Source organism: Pseudomonas sp. TMB3-21 (assembly GCF_054898145.1).
Genome location: NZ_CM142718.1, coordinates 3,402,380 through 3,420,773, shown reverse-complemented (window position 1 = coordinate 3,420,773; position 18,394 = coordinate 3,402,380). Strand labels below are relative to the sequence as shown.

The following is an 18,394-nucleotide window of genomic DNA, read 5'->3' as shown; positions in this document are numbered from 1 at the left end:
TCATGCACACCCTCGCCCAACTACGCGCCGGCCAATTGTCAGGCATCACTCGCCTGGACCTGTCCTGCGGACTGACCGAGTTTCCCCGGGAAATTTTTGCGCTGGCCGACTCGCTGGAAGTGCTCAATCTCAGCGGCAACGCCCTGAGCAGTCTGCCCGATGATTTGTATCGGCTGACGCGCCTTCGGGTGATTTTCTGCTCGGACAACCTGTTCACCGAACTGCCGGAGTGCCTGGGTCAATGCGCGGCGCTGACCATGGTCGGCTTCAAGGCCAACAAAATCGAAACCGTGCCGGGTGCTTCCCTGCCGACGTTGTTGCAGTGGCTGATCCTCACCGATAACCGCATCCGCGAACTGCCGAGCGAGCTGGGCGAACGCCCGCATCTGCAAAAACTCATGCTGTCGGGAAATCGTCTGCAGCGTTTGCCGGAAACCCTACGTCAGTGCCATCGGCTGGAACTGATTCGCGTCGCCGCCAACCGCCTCACCGAGCTGCCGAACTGGCTGCTGACCCTGCCGAGCCTGAGCTGGCTGGCCTACGCCGGTAATCCGCTGGAAACCGAAGCCGATGCCGCCGCGCTTGACGCGACGCCCGTCATTGCCTGGTCCACGCTGAGCCTGCAGGCGCAACTGGGCGAAGGCGCCTCGGGCGTTATTTACCGGGCGGCATGGCAACGACCGGACCAACCCGTCGCTGAGGTCGCGGTCAAACTGTACAAAGGCGAGATGACCAGTGACGGCTCGCCGCTGCACGAAATGAATGCCTGCATCACCGCCGGGCTGCATGCCAATCTGATTCGGGTTGAAGGCCGTATCGCCGGGCATCCTGAGGGACAGGCGGGTCTGGTGATGGAGCTGATCGATCCAAGCTTTGGCAACCTTGCAGGACTGCCGAGCCTGGCGTCGTGCACTCGGGATGTATATGCCAACGATGCGAGCTTTGGCGCAGAGGTGGCATTGCGCATCGCCTCCGGCATCGCGTCGGTGGCCGAGCATCTGCACCGGCAAAGCATCACCCACGGCGACCTGTATGGCCACAATATTATGTGCAACGAGCGCGGTGATTGCCTGCTCGGGGACTTCGGTGCGGCGTCATTCCATGCCACGGCGGACAGCCTGGAAAGCCGTGCCTTGCAGCGCATTGAAGTGCGTGCGTTCGGGGTTCTTTTAGGGGAATTGCTGGAGCGGATTGATTCGGGGTTGAGCGATGTGGCGCGCGTTCGATTGGAGGCGTTGCAGCAGCGTTGCTGTCAGCCTGATGTGCTGGCTCGGCCGGGGTTTGGCGAGATTGAGCGGGAATTGGCTGCGTTCACGGGTTAGTAGTTGGATGCAAAATCTGTGGTGATGGTGGCAAGCCTGGCTCGTGTGACAAAGCTGGCATCTATGGCATGGCTGGCTTGTGTGGCGAGGGGATTTATCCCCGTTCGGCTGCGCAGCAGTCGTCGCTTTTGGAGGGGACGGCTTCGCCGTCCAACGGGGATAAATCCCCTCGCCACAGATAAATGATCAGGCCCAAAAAATCACCTGGCCACAGATAAACACCTTCCACTAAAGGCCCACCTCGCCACAAACTCAGTGAGACTCAGCCCGCCAGGCCAACAAACATATCCTGCACGTCATCATGGTTATCAAGGCCTTCCAGAAACGCCTCGACTTCAGCCATTTGCTCGTCACTCAAGCCGCTGACCGGGTTCTTCGGCTTGTAACCGAGCTTCGCCGACAGCACCGTGAAACCCTGCTCTGGCAAGGCTTTCTGCACGGCGTCGAGGTCAGCCGCTTCGGTGACGAACAGGGTCGCGCCATCTTCAGCCGGTTCGAAATCCTGCGCGCCCGCTTCGATCGCCGCCATTTCCGGATCGGCATCCGGGCTGTCCGGCGACGCTTCGATCATGCCGACATGGTCGAAGTCCCAGGCCACCGAACCGGAAGCGCCGAGTTGGCCCTTGCGGAATGCGACGCGGATTTCGGCAACGGTGCGGTTGATGTTGTCGGTCACGCATTCAACGATCAGCGGCACCTGATGCGGTGCAAAACCTTCATAGGTAACGCGGTGATATTGCACGGTTTCGCCGAGCTGGCCCGAGCCTTTCTTGATCGCACGTTCCAGGGTTTCACGCGGCATCGAAGCCTTTTTGGCCTGCTCGACCACCAGACGCAGGTGGGCGTTGGTGGCGGTGTCGGCACCGTTGCGCGCGGCGATGGTGAGTTCCTTCACCAGCTTGCCGAAGATTTTGCCTTTGGCGTTGGATGCCGCTTCTTTGTGTTTAACCTTCCACTGTGCGCCCATTACTCACTCTCTTGTCTGTGGCGCCGAGACATCTATTGGCCGACGCTTTGCGCAAGTTTATACGGCCTAAAGTTGGCAATCGACCAAAAATTCGAGTCGCTCACCGGCATGCCTGATCGACTTATTCACCCGAGCGTGTAGGGCGATTCTGAAATGTGCGTTCAAGGTGCCCCAAAACGCCTACGTTTTCGTACCCTCAGCGTCCGTCCCCATGGCAGAAGCGTGTTCCATGCACAATGACAAGGAAAGTTCCTACAGCCTGACCCTGCTGGACGCGGATCTGAGCCTGCAAGTCCTGCAGTTCAGCGGCCAGGAAAGGCTCAACCAGCCTTATCGATTCGAGATTGAAGTGACCGGCCAGGCCTCGGCCCTGGACCTGGAGTGCTTGCTGCATCAACCGGCGTATCTGCGGCTGGAAGGTGAATCGATCATCCATGGGATCGTACAAAGCGCCACGCGCGAACATCGCCATCAGCAACCGCACAGCTACAACCTGGTGCTGGTGCCGCACCTGCAACACCTGGACGGGATGCGCAACCGCCGGGTCTTTCATCAACTCGATGTGCCAGCGATTCTGCTTCGATTGCTGCAGGAAAACGCCCTGCCCGCCAGCAGCTACCGCTTTGAGTTACCGGCAGCGCGCTATCCGCTCCGGCCCTTTTGCATTCAGTTCGATGAGAGTGATCTGGCGTTTCTGCAACGGCTCTGCGAAGAAGAAGGCATCCATTATCACTTCGAGCACCAGCGTGACGGGCACGTGCTGGTCTTTGCCGATGACAGCCTGAGTTTTCCTCAGGAACCGCTGCTGATAGCGTTTTGCGCCGACGCGCCGCACCCGGCAAAAATCCCCGTGATCAGCGAACTGTTCCAGCGCCACACCGCTGCCCCCGTCATGGCCCACCGCGCCGCTGATTATCTTGATCGAGCGCAGTTGAGCAGACGGGTCCTTGAGCGCCTGCGCTGCGTGCATCGGCAGATCCACGGACAAAGCGAGCACAGCGAAATGCGCAGCGGCCGCATCGTGCAGATATCTGAGCATCCGATGGCGAATTTCAATGATCAGTGGCTGCTGACTGAAGTTCAGCACCATCGGGAACCGCCAGCGTTGTTTGCCGAGAACAGCACCGTGGACGCCAGAGCTTACAAAAACAGTTTCACCGCCATTCCCTGGTCCACTGAGTTCCGACCACCGTTAACCCGGCGACGGCCCGCCATCCCGGGCTATCAGCCCGCGCGGGTGCTGGGCCCCATCGGCCAGCCTGCCTGTGTGGATGAGCAAGGACGGATCGCCGTCAGATTGTGGCCCGTCGGCGCCTGCGATGGGGATGAATCCTGCGGCGTGTGGCTGCCTGTGGTCCTCGCCGCGCAGATGGATGAAATCGATCCCGCCAGACTGCCTGTCGGTGGTACCGAGGTGCTCGTCAGTTTCCTCGACAGCGACCCCGACCGCCCGGTGTTATGCGCCATGGCAAGCGCGCCGCCGCCCACTGTACGGCGAGCGGGCGGTGATGACCGTCTGTTGCTCGACTGGCTGATCAACCGCTAGCCTTTGTCGGCCTTGCCCGCCGCCGCCGCGAATTTTGCCAGACGTACGTCCAGATGGCGCGGTCGGCGCCCGTGGTCTTCGGCGCGCTCCTTGCGGCGGATGGCGTTGCGCACCATCAGCGAGCCGAGGTAACGAATCGGCTCCGGCGGGAACAGGCCCAACGGCCCGTTGACCAGCGGCGAGCGCGTCCAGGCATTGTCCAGCCCCTGCACCATCGAGGCGAGAATCTGCCCGCCCATGTGACACGGCCCGACGCCGCTGCCGGAATATCCAAAACCGTAGAACACGTTACCGCTGGTGCTCATCTGGCCGAAGAATGGCAGCCCCGTCACCGATCGATCCGAAGGCCCGTTCCAGGTTGCCTCAACCTTGGCATCGGCAAAGGCCGGAAAGAAATCGCCAAGGCTGTGCTTCAGTAATCCGGCATAGGGCGATGGCTGATCGAACACTGGCAGCATTCGTCCGCCGTAAGCGAAAGTATTGCCGCCCTTGCCAAGCATGATCCGGCCGTCCGGAGTGTTGTGGTAGTAGTGCACGAAAATCCGTGAATCGAGCACCGTGACGCCGCTGGTCAAACCGATTTCGTTGAGCAGGTCCGGCCGCGGCTCGGTGATCAGCATGTCGCTGGAAACAATCGCAACGCTGCGTTCGAACTGCGGGAAGGCGCGGGCCATCCACGCGTTCATCGCCAGCACGACGCGATCGGCGCGGATGACGCCGTGCAACGTATGAATCGCCGCCGGTTTACCCTCTTCCAGCCCGGTCATCGCTGTGTGCTCATGAATCTTCACGCCCAGCTGCAAGGCCACGCGACGCAGGCCGCGCACCAGTTTGCCCGGCTGCACGCTCGCGGCGGCTGGCGAAAACCAGCCTTCCAGATGCTTGCCGGACCCGGCCATGCGTTGCACATCCGCCAGCGGCCGCTGGGTGAACGAGTTGATGCCGTTGCGCTCGAGTGCGGCGATCACGGCGTCGGTCGAGCCGCATTGCGCGCGGTTGGTCGCGGTGTACAGCGTGCCGTCGAGACGGTAATCGGCGTCGACGCCATACTGCTCGCAGAACGCGCCGATCGCATGAATGCTGCGTTCGGATTCCTGGACCAGACGCACCGCTTCCTCGACACCAAACAACCTTTCCAGGGTGAAGAATTTCGCCGACCAGGACAGCGCACATCCGCCGTTGCGCCCGCTGGCCCCGGCACCGCAGATGTCGGCTTCGATCAGCAGCACATCCAGCTCCGGGTTCTGCTCCTTGAGCATGATCGCCGTCCACAAGCCGGTGTAGCCACCGCCGACGATGCAGACATCGGCGCGGGTATCGCCACGCTGTGCCTCGCAAGGCGCGCAGGCCTCGGCAGCCAGCGCCTGTTCCAGCCAGAAAGGTCTCATGGGGCATTCCTTATGTACGCAGGGTTTTCACGCTCATCGGCCGATTGGGCACGAACGCGGTATCGGTAAGCAGGCCAGTCGGGCGGCTGTTCCAGTGCGGGATCAACACCAGGGCCGAAAACATCGCGCAGCCGGCGAAGACGATGAACACGGTGACCGTATCGAAATAGCCGGGCAGCAAGCCGCCAAGAATCGCCCCGACCGAGCCACAGCCATTGACGAATCCAGCTGACGTGGCGCCGGCCTTGGCGGTGCCGAAATCGATGGCGGCCGCGCCGCTGATCATCGAGTCCGGGCCGTACAGGGTCAGGCCCATGACGAACAACAAAGCGACCACCAACAAAACGCTGCCAGTCTGCAAAGCGGCCATGAACAACGCCAGGGTCACGGTCAACGCCAACAGGCTGAGTACGCAGGCCGGCATGCGTCGGGCGCCGAACAGTTTGTCCGACGCCAGACCCAGCAGGATCGGCCCGAGCAGACCGGCCAGTTCAAACGCAGTCGGAATAATCGCCGCGCCAACCTTGCCCACGCTGGGCATCTGCTCGAAGACAATCACCGGGCCCCACAACAGAATCGCGTAGCGTGCCGGTTTCAACAGAAAGTACGCCAGGCCGAGCACCAGCACCGTGCGGTTACGAAGGATTTCCCGCAGCGGTGCCAGCACACTGATCTTGCTTCGGGCGTAGGTTTCTTCAGCCGTCAGTTCGGGCTCCGGCTCGACCGCAGGCAAGCCGACATCCTCCGGTTGGTTACGCTGAAAGATGAAAAACAGCACGGCCACCAGTGCGACCACCGCCGCGCTGGAAATGAATGCCGCGTGCCAGGTGCCAACGAGTGTGTACGCCCACCAACCGGCAAACGGCGACGCCACCAGACCACCAAAGGCGTAGCAGGAACTCCACAAGCCGAGCACTCGCCCGCGCTGCTCGGCGGGGAAAAAACTGCCAAGGTTCTTGCACAGTCCCGACCATCCGGTGGACTGCGCCAGGCCCTGGATCAACATGCACGTGGCGAAGATCGGCAAGGTCGCGAAACTGCCCATCACTAACGCCGCGGCTGCGGAAATGATCAACCCGCCCAGCACCACAACACGCGGGCCAAAGCGGTCGGCCAGAATGCCCCAGGTGAATTGTCCGATGGCGTAAGCGGCGAGGTAGATGGCGTCCAGGTTGGCCATGGCCATTTTGTCGAGGGTGAAATCGGGGTCTTCGGCGATCCCCAGTTTGGCCACGGAAAACGCTTTGCGGGTGAAGTAGAAAGCGGCGTAGGCGAGCCAGGTGATCGCGAAGATCTGCACGCGCCAACGCTTGATGGTGCCGATATGATTGTTCATTGTGGTTCTGACCTCAGGGTGTGAGTGTGCCGGCAGAAATTGAGAAATAACGCCTGTGTTTTTATTGTTGAGCACTGCGATACCGCTGCTTCCCTGAGGCGATACCGGTCAGATGAGGCCTGCTGTTGCACGCACAGGCTCATGGCCACCGCTGCTGTTCGACCGAGCAGTCAGCGGGGCTGAGGCCGATAAAAACAATTACTGATTAATAAGTGAAATCGATTTATCGTATTTCCAATATAAGCTCAGCTTGTTACTGGAGGTTTCGATGTCGGTTTCCCACGCCCAACTCAAAGCCTTCCACGCCGTGGCCGTACACGGAAGCTTTACCAAAGCCGCCGAGCGACTTTTTCTCACCCAACCGGCCATTTCCGACCAAGTGCGCAAGCTCGAAGAACGCTTTGGCGTGCTGCTGTTCCATCGCAATAAACGCTCGGTGCGCCTGACGGATCTGGGTGAGCGTTTGCTCAGCATTACGCAGCGGTTATTCGTCATCGAAGCCGAGGCTCAGGATCTGCTGCAGGATTCGCAAGCGATGCAGACCGGCAGCCTGATTCTGGCGGTGGATGCGCCGGTGCACGTGTTGCCGCAGATTGCGCGGTTCTGCGAGCGCTACCCGGGAATCAGCGTGAAAATCGAGACTGGCAACACCGATGAATCGCTGTTTCGACTGTTCAACTATCAGGCGGATCTGGCGTTGTTGGGGCGTGATGTCAGCGATGAACGCTTGATCTCTTTGCCGCTGCGCAATGACCCGATGGTGGCGTTCGTTTCGCGCAATCATCCCTGGGCGGATCGTGAATCGATCTGCCTGGCCGACCTGGATGACACGCCGCTGGTATTGCGCGAAATCGGCTCGGTCACGCGGCAGACGCTGGAAGAGGAAATGGCCCAGGCCGGATTTCGCATTCGCCCGGCGATCCAGGTCGAAGGCCGGGAAGCGGCGCGTGAGGCGGTGGTGGTGGGAATTGGCGTTGGCGTGGTGTCCGCCGCCGAATTCGGCGCCGATTCGCGGGTCTGCGCGTTACCAATCACCGACTGCACCCGGCGCCTGACCGAGACATTGGTGTGCTTGCGCGAACAGAGTTCGCGGCGGGTGGTGGCCACTTTTTTGCAGATGGTGCGCGAGAGCCTGGTGTAAACAGGTCCGGCCCCTTCGCGGGCAAGCCACGCCCCCACAGATTCTATGCTGGTCTTCGATGCTGAGTACGACGCAAAACCTGTGGGAGCGTGGCTTGCCCCGGGCGGCGATCCGACGAAGGCCGCACCTCGGTCTACCTATCTGGCGCCAACCCAAAAAAAGCCTGAATCAAACGCAAATCCCGCCGCCGTTCCATACACCCCATCATGTGCCGATTGACCAACCCATCACCAATAATCGGCACCGCCACCACCCGCGGGTCATGGCTGACCTCCACCGATGACACCACACCCACACCCAGTTCTGCGGCGACCGCTTCCGTCACCGCTTCCCGGCTGTCCAGTTCCAGCAGCACCCGCGGACTGACGGTGGCCTGCGCACACGCCTCATCGAAAGTGCGCCGGGTGATCGAACTCGGTTCACGCAACACCATGATCACCTGGTCCAGTTCCTTGAGCTGCACCCCCTTCGATTTCTGCGCCCAGGGATGACCGTGCGGCACCAGCGCGCAAATCCGCGACTCGCTCAGCGCCTGCAAATGCAGGCCCTTGCGCGGCTCGACTTCAGTCAGCACCGCCACATCGGCATGCTCTGACAGCAACGCCGCCAGGGTTTCCTGAGCATTGCCCAGGCGCAGATTGACGGTGATTCCCGGATAACGCGCGCGCAAACTTGCCAGCATCGGCATGACCATGTGCGGACCGTCCGCCGCCACTTCCAGCCGACCGGTCAGCAACTGTCGATTCGCTTCAAGCATCACCTGCGCCTCTTCCGCCAGGCCGAACATCGCCCGGGTGATCGCCGCCAGTTTGGTGCCCTCCTCCGTCAGCTCGACCCGACGCGCGGTGCGCCGCAGCAAAGTGATCTGGTAATGCTCCTCCAGCGCCTTAATGTGCCCGGTGACCGCCGGCTGACTGATGAACAGCCGCGCAGCCGCCCGGGTAAAGCTGCCTTCGCGCGCCACCGCGTCAAAGGCGCGCAGCTGGAACAAATTCATGAATAACCCTCACTGATGGCTGGCATAACAACAAACAATTTGATTGATAGCTCGGCAAATTGCAATTTAAGCCCCGTAGCTTCATCCCATCGATTGCGAGGACAAGAGAATGAGTACCGCCGAACCGATTCTGCTCACCCCTGGCCCGTTGACCACATCGGCGCGCACCCGGCAGGCGATGATGGTTGACTGGGGTTCATGGGATGACCGTTTCAATCAACTCACCGCCAGCCTTTGCGAGCAACTGCTGACGATCATCAACGGCGCCGCGAGTCACCACTGCGTGCCTTTGCAGGGGAGCGGCACCTTCGCGGTGGAAGCGGCAATCGGCACGTTGGTACCGCGCGACGGCAAAGTGCTCGTCCTGATTAATGGCGCTTACGGCAAACGTCTGGCGAAAATCTGCGAAGTGCTCGGCCGTCCTTTCAGCACCTTTGAAACCGCTGAGGACGAACCGACCACCGCCGCCGACGTCGACCGTTTGCTGCACGCCGATACGAGCATCACTCACGTCGCACTGATCCACTGCGAAACCAGCACCGGCATTCTCAACCCGCTGGCGGAGATCGCCGAAGTCATCGCGCAACACGGCAAACGCTTGATCATTGACGCGATGAGCTCCTTCGGTGCACTGCCAGTGGATGCGCAGAAAGTGCCATTCGATGCGCTGATCGCCGCTTCGGGCAAATGCCTGGAAGGCGTGCCGGGGATGGGTTTCGTCTTCGCTCGCAAGGAATCGCTGGCCAACGCCGCCGGCAACTCGCACTCGCTGGCGATGGACCTTTACGACCAGCACACCTACATGATGAAAACCGGGCAATGGCGCTTCACCCCGCCCACTCATGTAGTCGCGGCGTTGCACGAAGCGCTGCTGCAATACAACGAAGAAGGTGGCTTGCCGGCGCGTCATCAGCGCTACGCCGCCAACTGCAAAGTGCTGCTCGATGACATGGCGCAACTGGGCATTCGCAGCTTCCTGCCGGCCGCGATCCAGGCGCCGATCATCGTCACCTTCCACGCACCAAAAGATCCGCGTTACCAGTTCAAGGAGTTCTACGAACGCGTCAAGGCCAAGGGTTTCATTCTGTACCCCGGCAAATTGACCCAGGTTGAAACCTTCCGCGTCGGCTGCATCGGCCACGTCAACCAGAGCGAAATGCATGCAGCTGTGGCAGCAGTCGCTGAAGTGCTGCGCGAGATGGAAGTGCTGGACATTTGATTCACCGCAATCTGTAGCAGCTGCCGAGCCTGCGAGGCTGCGTCCGGGTCACGACTCGATAGCGTCGATCGCGGCGATCGCGGCGATCGCGGCGAAGCAGTCGCCATGTATTTTTCTGAAGCACCTGAAGTGAATGGCTTTACAGCTGCTTCGCTGCCAGACGCAGCCTCGCAGGCTCGACAGCTGCTACAGAGACCTCATTGATCGATAGAGGAATTTTTCAGCATGAACTACGCAAACCCAACCAGACTCCAGGCCGCTATCCTCGACTGGGCCGGCACCGTGGTCGACTTCGGTTCTTTCGCCCCGACGCAGATTTTCGTCGAAGCCTTCGCCGAATTCGACGTCCAGGTCTCCATCGAAGAAGCCCGCGGGCCGATGGGCATGGGCAAGTGGGATCACATCCGCACGCTGTGCGACCAGCCGCAAGTCGCCGAACGCTATCGCAAGGCCTTCGGCCGCACGCCGACCGATGACGACGTGACCGCCATTTATCAGCGCTTCATGCCGCTGCAGATCGAGAAAATTGCGGAGCACTCGGCACTGATTCCGGGTGCATTGGACACCATCGCCAACCTGCGTCAACAAGGCATCAAGATCGGCTCCTGCTCCGGCTACCCGAAACAGGTGATGGATAAAGTGGTGGAACTGGCCGCCACTAATGGCTACGTCGCCGACCACGTGGTCGCCACCGACGAAGTGCCTAACGGCCGCCCATGGCCGGCTCAGGCGCTGGCCAATGTGATTGCTTTGGGTATCGACGATGTCGCGGCTTGCGTGAAAATCGACGACACCTTGCCTGGCATTCTCGAAGGTCGCCGCGCCGGCATGTGGACCGTGGCGCTGATCTGTTCCGGCAATGCGCTGGGTCTGGATTACGAAGGCTATCGCGCCCTCGACAGCGATGAACTGGCCAGCGAGCGCAAGCGCATCCACGCAATGTTCGAAGGCTCGCGTCCGCACTACATGATCGACACCATCACTGATTTGCCGGATGTGATCGCCGACATCAACCAGCGACTGGCGAAAGGCGAAATGCCCCAAAGCAGCTGATTCATCGCCCTTTCGTGGTCGACATGCAGCCCCCTGTGGCGAGGGGGCTTGCCCCCGCTGGACTGCGTAGCAGTCCCAACGTCGCTGAACCCAGTGTCTCATCCGGCAAGTCCCGGATTTTGACAAACTTCAATACGCCTTTCAGGTCCGGGCGATGAACCCTCGACGCCCCTGCAATCCACCGGTGTGAACAAAGATCAGCCGCGCACCCTGTTTGAATGTGCCAGCTTCGACCTGCTGCCTCAGCGCAAAAAGCGCTTTGCCGGTATACAACGGCTCAAACAAAAGGCCACTGGCCCGTTCAGCCTGCTCAATGAATTCGAGCAACAGCGGATCGACTTTGGCAAAACCACCACGACTGGCCTCCAGCAACTCATAAGCCGGTGTGTGCAACCCCGCTTCTCGCACAATTGAATCGACACAATGCGCAACACCATGATCCCCCGGCACAGCCAACGCGCCGTACACCGAATGATCCCCCGCCTCCGCCAGTACCAATCCCGCCAATGTCGTGCCGGTGCCGCAGGCCAGCCACCAGCCGTCGTAATCGCTCCAGCCAAGATCCTTCAGCTGCTCGCCGACCATCGCCTTCAATGGCATACAACCCCGCGCGCCAGGCAAACCGCCGCCACCTTCGGGCACGGGATGAAGGTCGGGATATTGCGCCAGCCATGGCGTCCAGAAACCCGCTTCATGCCGCGCGCGATAACCGCCATAACCCAACCAGTGCAGTTGCATCCCGAACGCCTGCAAGTCCTCCACGGTGGGCGTTATCTGTGCATGTCCACGCAGCAGACCCACGGTGGTAAAACCCAAGCGCTCGCCCGCCGCCGCCAGTGCATGAAGGTGATTGGAATGCGCGCCGCCCAGGCTGATTATGCCTTTCGCTCCGGCCAGATCAGCGGCTTTGAGGTGTTCGATGAGCTTGAACCATTTGTTGCCGCTGATCAGCGGGTCAATCTGGTCCAGGCGCAGGATGGCCACTTCAATGCCTGATCGGGTGAGCCAATCGAGGTGAAGCGGTTGGAGGGGGGCTTTCGGTAGCCAACCGGAGGAGAAAGGCATCAGCTCGGCGCATTCTGCAAAGAGCGAATTCTAACAGCCAGCACACCTTGTAGCAGCCGCCGAAGCCTGCGTGCTTCTTGTAGCAGCCGCCGAAGCCCGCGTGTTTTTTGTAATTGGATGGACTCGCCCAAGCCGAGGCGTCAATGCGCCACGGTGGCAGTCTAAACAGCCATCGACAGCGAGGGCGAGTCCATGAAAAATCATAGTTCGATTGATCAATCCCTGTCTTCTTCCGATTTGCCGGCCTGCACAACTTTGGCGGTCGATCTGGCCAAGCACGTCTTTCAGGTCGCCGGTGAAGATGTCCTCGGCCAGGTGCGTTATGAGCAGCGGATCAAGTCGCGCGAGGCGTTTTATGAGTTTCTCCAACAGCTGCCGGCTCATGTCGTGGTTTTGATGGAGACCGGCCCGGGTGCTCAAGCCTGGGCCCGGCAGCTGCAAGACAAAGGCAATCTGGCGCGGATTCTTCCAGCCGGTTTGGTGGCCACACACCGCAGCGGACCTAAAAATGATCGCAACGATGCGCTGGCGATTCTGCGGGCTGGGCGCGATGAAAAAATCTGCGCAGTACCGGTCAAAAGCGTTGCGGCGCTGGCAATGCAGGCGTTGCACCGTGCTCGTCAGGGTTATGTACGTCGGCGTACGGCAGTAAGTAATCAGATGCGCGGTTTGCTACTCGAGCACGGCGTGGCCTTGGCGCAGGGCGATGTTGCGATCAACCAGAAAATTCCGCGGGTACTGGAAGATGCGACCCAGCCACTGCCCGGCCTGCTGCGTGAACTGATCGACGAACTGTTGGCCGAGTGGCGCCATTTGGGCGAGCGCATCAGCGTGCTGACGGGACGCTTGGAAGTGGCTGCCAACGCCGACATGACGGCGAAGCGACTGATGACTGTGCGCGGCATCGGCCCAGTCATTGCCACGGCAGTGGTGGCCAAGGAAACCAAGCCTGAGCGGTTTCCCAATGCGCGCAAGTTTGCCGCGTACTTTGGCATGGTGCCTGACCAGCACAGCAGCGGGCAGACGGTCCGGCTGGGTGACATGACCAAGCGAGGTGATGTTTATTTACGCAGCCTGATGATCCAGGGAGCCCATTCGGTGCTGCAACAACTACGACCCGATTCCCAGCAACCCGATGACCGCCGCTTGTTGCGCTGGATGAGCCGACTGGGCCGTAAAGAAGCTGCGATCAGGCTAGCCAACCGCAATCTGCGAATCATCTGGGTGCTTCTACAGAATGACCAGACTTATCGTCGCCACGCTGGTGATAGCCAGCAAGAAACGATAAGCCACTGAGCGACAGAGTTCTGCCACCGAGGTACAGACTGTCCGACCCTTTGCTGAAAAAAATTGACCCCAGGTAAGACCGGCGTGGATTGATGCCTAAGCTGCTAATGGCCTTCGAGGCCTGACTGTAATCGGCATGCCACGAGCTTTTCCAATTTTGGCCAGAAGCCGAAGACGGCTTCCACGAATAGGCCTAATACATAGATGCAACGGGGCGACAGTTTTTCAAAAGCGGGTAGACAGTAGGGGCGAGTCCATACATAGCAGCTGGCGCAGCCTGCGTGCTCTTGGTAGCAGTTGGCGCAGCCTGCGTCCGGTTCGAGCCTGACGCAGCACTCGCAATTCATTCACCGGGCGCGGGCCGACGCAGGCTGCGCCAGCTGCTACAAGGGTTTGCGTGATGTCAGAGTTCTGCAGCCAGCCTCGAACCCTGATTGATCGCGCGCTTCGCATCCAGCTCCGCCGCGACATCCGCGCCGCCGATCAAATGCACGTTCTGCCCCGCCGCGACCAGCCCGTCATGCAGCTCGCGCAGCGGATCCTGACCAGCGCAGATCACAATGTTGTCCACTGGCAACACTTGCGGCTCGCCGGTTTCGCCGATGCGGATGTGCAGGCCTTCGTCGTCGATTTTCAGGTATTCGACGCTGTTGAGCATCTGCACTTGCTTGTTCTTCAGTCCGGTGCGGTGAATCCAGCCGGTGGTTTTGCCGAGGCCGTCGCCGACCTTGGATTTCTTGCGCTGCAACAGGAACACTTCCCGCGCCGGCGCATGCGGCTCGGCCTTGATCCCGGCGACACCGCCACGGGCTTCAAGTTGCGTATCGATGCCCCACTCCTTCCAGAACGCTTCACGGTCCAGGCTGGTGGCCACGCCCTGGTGAACCAGATATTCAGACACATCGAAACCGATCCCGCCGGCACCGATCACCGCAACCCGTTTGCCCACCGGCTTACGCTCCAGGATCACGTCGAGATAGCTCAGCACCTTGGCATGTTCAACGCCCGGAATGTCTGGAGTCCTCGGCGCAATGCCAGTGGCCAGAATGATTTCGTCATAACCACCCTCGACCAGTTGCGCCACGTCGACGCGGGTGTTCAGACACACCTCGACATGGGTGGTCTGCAGCTTGCGGTTGAAGTAACGCAAGGTTTCGAAAAACTCTTCCTTGCCCGGCACGCGCTTGGCGATATTGAACTGGCCGCCGATCTCGCTGGCCGAGTCGAACAGGGTCACCTGATGGCCGCGCTCAGCCGCCACGGTCGCTGCGGACAAACCGGCAGGACCGGCCCCGACCACGGCGATTTTCTTGATCTGCTGCACCGGCAGGTAATTGAGTTCGGTCTCGTGACAGGCGCGCGGATTAACCAGGCAAGTGGTCAGCTTGCCGCCAAATGTATGATCGAGGCACGCCTGGTTGCAGCCGATGCAGGTATTGATTTCATCCGCGCGACCGGCCGCAGCCTTGTTAACGAAATCCGCATCGGCAAGGAACGGCCGCGCCATGGAAACCATGTCGGCATCACCTTCAGCCAGAATCTGCTCGGCAACTTCCGGGGTATTGATGCGGTTGGTGGTGATCAACGGGATGCTCACTGAACCCCGCAACTTGGCCGTCACCTTGCTGAACGCGGCACGCGGTACTTTGGTGGCAATGGTCGGGATGCGCGCTTCGTGCCAGCCAATGCCTGTATTGATGATCGTCGCACCGGCCTGCTCGATGGCTTTCGCCAGCGTGACGATTTCATCCCAGGTGCTGCCGCCTTCGACCAGATCGAGCATCGACAAGCGGAAGATGATGATGAAGTTCGGGCCTACCGCTTCGCGCACGCGGCGAACAATTTCCACCGGCAGGCGCATGCGGTTCTCGTAACTGCCGCCCCATCGGTCGGTGCGGTGGTTGGTGTGAGCCGCGAGAAACTGGTTAATGAAATAACCTTCGGAGCCCATGATCTCGACGCCGTCGTACTCGGCTTTTTGCGCCAGCGCCGAGCACGTCACGAAATCACTGATCTGCTTCTCGATGCCTTCCTCGTCCAGCTCCTTGGGCTTGAACGGGTTGATCGGTGCCTGAATGGCGCTCGGCGCGACTTGTTTCGGGCTGTAGGCATAACGCCCGGCATGGAGAATCTGCATGCAGATCTTGCCGCCCGCCTCGTGCACCGCGCGCGTGACGATCTGGTGCTTGAGCGCTTCTTCCTCGGTGGTCAGCTTGGCGGCGCCGGAGTACACGCCGCCCTCGTCGTTCGGGCCGATACCACCCGTCACCATCAGGCCGACGCCGCCGCGCGCACGTTCGGCAAAATACGCCGCCATGCGCTCGAAACCGCCAGGCTTTTCTTCGAGACCTGTGTGCATCGAACCCATCAGGGTGCGGTTGCGCAGCGTGGTAAAACCCAGGTCCAGCGGGGCCAACAGGTGCGGATAATGAGCGGCGGCCATCGGTAACTCCACAACGAACAATCACGGAAGAAAATGGGGGCACTCTGCGGCACCCCTCTGTCATGTGTTACAGACTATGAGGACAACAGCGACCGCTCAATGACCGAAACTGACAACTTATTGATCCAAATGCGCAGCGGCACTTGGCAAGCGCCGGCATGCGCCCTACCCTAGTCAGCGAATCCCGCACACGGCTGTCGACTGTTTTCCCATGCGCAAACTTTTGTACCTGACCTTTTCCATGGCATTGATTGCCGCCCTGACGACCTACGCAATGTGGGCCGCGGATCGTCCGGCGGGTCATTACCTGTCGGACCTGCGCATCGACCTCGCCGTCGACCAGGGCACGCCCGCCGATCGCGGCAACCTGCTGGGCATACAACCCGAACTGTTTCCTACTGATTATCAGAGCCCCGAGCGCCTGCATCGCAAACTCGCGGCTTATCTGCAGAAAGCTCAGCAACAGGGTTTGTTGAACGAAAAAACCATTGTGGTTCTGCCAGAACACATCGGCACCTGGCTAATGGTCAGTGGTGAGAAAGACGAGTTGTACCAGGCGGCGACCATCAAGGAGGCCATGAACTGGCTGGCCGTCAGCAACCCGTTACAGTTCGCGCGAGCGCTGATCAGTGCCGAGGGCGAAAATCGTCTGGATGATGCGCATCTGCGCATGAAGGCGAAACGCATGGCAAAGGATTACCAGGCGCTGTTCGGCGGCCTGGCAAAGGAATTCCGTGTGACCCTGGTCGCAGGCTCCATCGTGCTGCCCGAGCCTGAAGTCATCGACGGCAAACTGAAAACCGGCGGCGGTCCGTTGTACAACAGCAGCGTGGTGTTCAGTCGCGACGGGCTACCGATCGGCCAGCCGCAGCGTCAGATGCATCCGATATTTGCTGAACATGATGTCATCGAGGCCAATGGGGAGCACACGCTCAATGTCGTCGACACCCCGGCCGGGCGTCTCGGCGTAATGATCGGCAGCGACAGCTGGTACCCGGCCAACTACCGCAAACTCGATAGCCAGGGTGCGCAACTGGTTGCGGTCCCGGCGTTTGTTTCCGGGCGCGGCACCTGGGATAAACCGTGGCGTGGCTATAAAGGTTTGTCGACGCCGGGTTCCGTCAGCCTCAAGGCTGGCGAGCTCAGCGAGGGCCAGGCCTGGCATCGCCTGACATTGACCGCGCAGCCGCCCAACAGTCAGGCGATTGCTGGCATGAGCGTGTTCTTGCGCGGCCAGTTCTGGGATCAGGCCAGCGCCGGCCAGAGCTTCCTCAGCAGCAACGGGCAGCACTTTGCGGACGGTAACAGTCGCGGCGCGCGCTTGTTGAATATCTGGCTGTAAGCATGAAACCGTTGCCGATGCGCCTCGGGGATCTGTCTGTGGGTTTCGTCCACAGCCTCGCCGACGCCATGCGCAGCCATGATATCGACCCGCAGCCCCTGCTCGAACAATATGGCCTGGACCCGGCACGCCTCAGCGAAGCCGGAGCCCGCCTGTCCATCCCGCGCTACATGCGCTTGGGTCATGGCGCCATTCAGCTCACTGCGGACCCGGCACTGGGATTGCGCATGGGTCGGTTGAGCCGCTTGAGCCAGGCCGGTCTTGCCGGCGTCACCGCCGCGCAGGCGCCAACCGTGAGGGAAGCGGCCCGTTGCCTGATTCGCTTCGAAGCGTTGTATGGGTCCAATTACCGCGGACAATCGAGCTTCCACGAGGACACCCAGGGTGCATGGCTGCGGTTCTATTCCATCAGCCCCTACAACACTTACAACCGCTTCGTGGTGGATTCGATCATCGCAGGATGGTTGCAGCAATTGTCCAGCGTCAGCGCTACTGCACTGCAGGCTGAACGCGTCGATATCGAATTCGAACAGCCAAGTTACGTGGACGCGTATGCAGCGCTTGGTGACTGTCCGATTCAGTTTGGCGCCGAGCAAAATCAACTGCGCCTGAGCCTGGCGAGCCTTGCTCTTAGAAATCCGCTGCACTGCCCCAGTACCTGGCGTCACCTGCTGCAACTGTGTGAGCGGGAACTGGAGCAAATGACACGAACCCGCAGCTTGCGTGAACGTATCACACAGCTCTTGGGGCCTTTACTCAATGGTGGCCGGGAGCCCGACCTGGAAGAAGTGGCGGCACGTCTGAAGCTGCCCACCTGGACCTTGCGCCGCAAACTCGCAGAAGAAGGCACGCAATTTCGTGCGATTCTCAACGACACTCGTCGCGACCTGGCCATGACCTACATTCGCGACACCGAACTGGCATTCGGCGAAATCGCGTACCTGCTGGGCTTTGCATCTGCCGAAGCCTTCCAGCGGGCGTTCAAACGCTGGAGCGGACAGACGCCCGGCGAATTTCGCCGTAGCCATCGTCAAACTGCCTGAATTCTAGAGCTCGGTAGCGTCTTCAGCAGGCTCCAGCGGGTCCAGTTCAAATGCCTGGAACTCAAGCAGCTCTTCTTGATACTCGTCCATATTCAATCCCCCACGCCTAGAATAAATGCCTGAATTAATGACCTGTTGATTGAGCATAAAGTGCCCGCGTGAAAGAAAAATGACGCAGGCACGACAGCTCGCGGCTACTTGATAAAACGTAGCAGCGAGTCAGGGATTTATCAGAGGATTTTTTC

At 60.4% G+C, this 18,394-nt stretch carries 14 protein-coding genes; 8 read left to right on the top strand and 6 right to left on the bottom strand.

Translation table 11 applies throughout. The features are described from left to right. The first annotated feature begins 2 nt into the window (after window positions 1-2). Window positions 3-1,322 (top strand): leucine-rich repeat-containing protein kinase family protein, encoded by a 1,320-nt coding sequence (locus ACYZTS_RS15680; RefSeq protein WP_461990301.1) that lies wholly within the window; start codon window positions 3-5, stop codon window positions 1,320-1,322. Between the two features lie 262 nt (window positions 1,323-1,584). On the opposite strand, the gene ACYZTS_RS15675 is transcribed toward ACYZTS_RS15680, so the two are convergent. Further along, on the bottom strand, window positions 1,585-2,289 hold the full coding sequence (locus tag ACYZTS_RS15675; RefSeq protein WP_461990300.1) for a YebC/PmpR family DNA-binding transcriptional regulator: 705 nt from the start codon (window positions 2,287-2,289) through the stop codon (window positions 1,585-1,587). 229 nt (window positions 2,290-2,518) lie between these two features. Here ACYZTS_RS15675 and ACYZTS_RS15670 point away from each other — a divergent pair, with 229 nt between their 5' ends. Then, window positions 2,519-3,835: a type VI secretion system Vgr family protein gene (locus ACYZTS_RS15670; RefSeq protein ID WP_461990298.1), complete on the top strand. Its 1,317-nt coding sequence runs from the start codon at window positions 2,519-2,521 to the stop codon at window positions 3,833-3,835. Here ACYZTS_RS15670 and ACYZTS_RS15665 read toward each other — a convergent pair. Both ACYZTS_RS15665 and ACYZTS_RS15660 read right to left on the bottom strand, forming a co-directional pair. After that, window positions 3,832-5,223: an FAD-dependent oxidoreductase gene (locus tag ACYZTS_RS15665; protein WP_461990296.1), complete on the bottom strand. Its 1,392-nt coding sequence runs from the start codon at window positions 5,221-5,223 to the stop codon at window positions 3,832-3,834. The two genes, ACYZTS_RS15670 and ACYZTS_RS15665, sit on opposite strands and share 4 nt — an antisense overlap. 10 nt (window positions 5,224-5,233) lie before the next feature. After that, window positions 5,234-6,559: an MFS transporter gene (locus ACYZTS_RS15660; RefSeq protein WP_461990294.1), complete on the bottom strand. Its 1,326-nt coding sequence runs from the start codon at window positions 6,557-6,559 to the stop codon at window positions 5,234-5,236. A 268-nt stretch (window positions 6,560-6,827) separates the two neighbouring features. Here ACYZTS_RS15660 and ACYZTS_RS15655 point away from each other — a divergent pair, with 268 nt between their 5' ends. Then, window positions 6,828-7,700, top strand: a complete 873-nt coding sequence (locus ACYZTS_RS15655; protein ID WP_461990292.1) for a LysR family transcriptional regulator — start codon at window positions 6,828-6,830, stop codon at window positions 7,698-7,700. Between the two features lie 133 nt (window positions 7,701-7,833). Here the strand turns inward: ACYZTS_RS15655 and ACYZTS_RS15650 are convergent, their stop codons facing one another. Further along, window positions 7,834-8,697: a LysR substrate-binding domain-containing protein gene (locus tag ACYZTS_RS15650; protein WP_461990290.1), complete on the bottom strand. Its 864-nt coding sequence runs from the start codon at window positions 8,695-8,697 to the stop codon at window positions 7,834-7,836. A gap of 109 nt (window positions 8,698-8,806) precedes the next feature. Here ACYZTS_RS15650 and ACYZTS_RS15645 point away from each other — a divergent pair, with 109 nt between their 5' ends. Then, a complete protein-coding gene (locus tag ACYZTS_RS15645) occupies window positions 8,807-9,916 on the top strand; it encodes a 2-aminoethylphosphonate--pyruvate transaminase (RefSeq protein ID WP_461990288.1) in 1,110 nt (369 codons plus the stop codon). A 225-nt stretch (window positions 9,917-10,141) separates the two neighbouring features. Further along, window positions 10,142-10,969: a phosphonoacetaldehyde hydrolase gene (phnX, locus tag ACYZTS_RS15640; protein ID WP_461990286.1), complete on the top strand. Its 828-nt coding sequence runs from the start codon at window positions 10,142-10,144 to the stop codon at window positions 10,967-10,969. 141 nt (window positions 10,970-11,110) lie between these two features. Here phnX and ACYZTS_RS15635 read toward each other — a convergent pair whose 3' ends face one another. Continuing rightward, on the bottom strand, window positions 11,111-12,034 hold the full coding sequence (locus tag ACYZTS_RS15635; RefSeq protein WP_461990284.1) for a 1-aminocyclopropane-1-carboxylate deaminase/D-cysteine desulfhydrase: 924 nt from the start codon (window positions 12,032-12,034) through the stop codon (window positions 11,111-11,113). A 192-nt stretch (window positions 12,035-12,226) separates the two neighbouring features. On the opposite strand from ACYZTS_RS15635, the gene ACYZTS_RS15630 reads away from it, so the two are divergent. Beyond that, complete coding sequence (locus tag ACYZTS_RS15630; protein ID WP_461990253.1) at window positions 12,227-13,330, top strand: IS110 family RNA-guided transposase; 1,104 nt, start codon at window positions 12,227-12,229, stop codon at window positions 13,328-13,330. 394 nt (window positions 13,331-13,724) lie between these two features. Here the strand turns inward: ACYZTS_RS15630 and ACYZTS_RS15625 are convergent, their stop codons facing one another. After that, window positions 13,725-15,764, bottom strand: a complete 2,040-nt coding sequence (locus ACYZTS_RS15625) for an oxidoreductase (RefSeq protein WP_461990282.1) — start codon at window positions 15,762-15,764, stop codon at window positions 13,725-13,727. Between the two features lie 211 nt (window positions 15,765-15,975). Here ACYZTS_RS15625 and ACYZTS_RS15620 point away from each other — a divergent pair, with 211 nt between their 5' ends. After that, on the top strand, window positions 15,976-17,106 hold the full coding sequence (locus tag ACYZTS_RS15620; RefSeq protein ID WP_461990280.1) for a carbon-nitrogen hydrolase family protein: 1,131 nt from the start codon (window positions 15,976-15,978) through the stop codon (window positions 17,104-17,106). Between the two features lie 2 nt (window positions 17,107-17,108). Continuing rightward, window positions 17,109-18,149 carry an AraC family transcriptional regulator gene (locus tag ACYZTS_RS15615; RefSeq protein WP_461990278.1) on the top strand — a complete coding sequence of 347 codons (1,041 nt, stop codon included), beginning with the start codon at window positions 17,109-17,111 and terminating at the stop codon, window positions 18,147-18,149. Window positions 18,150-18,394: the final 245 nt, after the last annotated feature.

Coding starts and splice junctions, on each gene's coding strand:
- ACYZTS_RS15680 (WP_461990301.1), top strand. CDS start 3: ATGCACACCCTCGCCCAACTACGCGCCGGCCAATTGTCAGGCATCACT.
- ACYZTS_RS15675 (WP_461990300.1), bottom strand. CDS start 2,289: ATGGGCGCACAGTGGAAGGTTAAACACAAAGAAGCGGCATCCAACGCC.
- ACYZTS_RS15670 (WP_461990298.1), top strand. CDS start 2,519: ATGCACAATGACAAGGAAAGTTCCTACAGCCTGACCCTGCTGGACGCG.
- ACYZTS_RS15665 (WP_461990296.1), bottom strand. CDS start 5,223: ATGAGACCTTTCTGGCTGGAACAGGCGCTGGCTGCCGAGGCCTGCGCG.
- ACYZTS_RS15660 (WP_461990294.1), bottom strand. CDS start 6,559: ATGAACAATCATATCGGCACCATCAAGCGTTGGCGCGTGCAGATCTTC.
- ACYZTS_RS15655 (WP_461990292.1), top strand. CDS start 6,828: ATGTCGGTTTCCCACGCCCAACTCAAAGCCTTCCACGCCGTGGCCGTA.
- ACYZTS_RS15650 (WP_461990290.1), bottom strand. CDS start 8,697: ATGAATTTGTTCCAGCTGCGCGCCTTTGACGCGGTGGCGCGCGAAGGC.
- ACYZTS_RS15645 (WP_461990288.1), top strand. CDS start 8,807: ATGAGTACCGCCGAACCGATTCTGCTCACCCCTGGCCCGTTGACCACA.
- phnX (WP_461990286.1), top strand. CDS start 10,142: ATGAACTACGCAAACCCAACCAGACTCCAGGCCGCTATCCTCGACTGG.
- ACYZTS_RS15635 (WP_461990284.1), bottom strand. CDS start 12,034: ATGCCTTTCTCCTCCGGTTGGCTACCGAAAGCCCCCCTCCAACCGCTT.
- ACYZTS_RS15630 (WP_461990253.1), top strand. CDS start 12,227: ATGAAAAATCATAGTTCGATTGATCAATCCCTGTCTTCTTCCGATTTG.
- ACYZTS_RS15625 (WP_461990282.1), bottom strand. CDS start 15,764: ATGGCCGCCGCTCATTATCCGCACCTGTTGGCCCCGCTGGACCTGGGT.
- ACYZTS_RS15620 (WP_461990280.1), top strand. CDS start 15,976: ATGCGCAAACTTTTGTACCTGACCTTTTCCATGGCATTGATTGCCGCC.
- ACYZTS_RS15615 (WP_461990278.1), top strand. CDS start 17,109: ATGAAACCGTTGCCGATGCGCCTCGGGGATCTGTCTGTGGGTTTCGTC.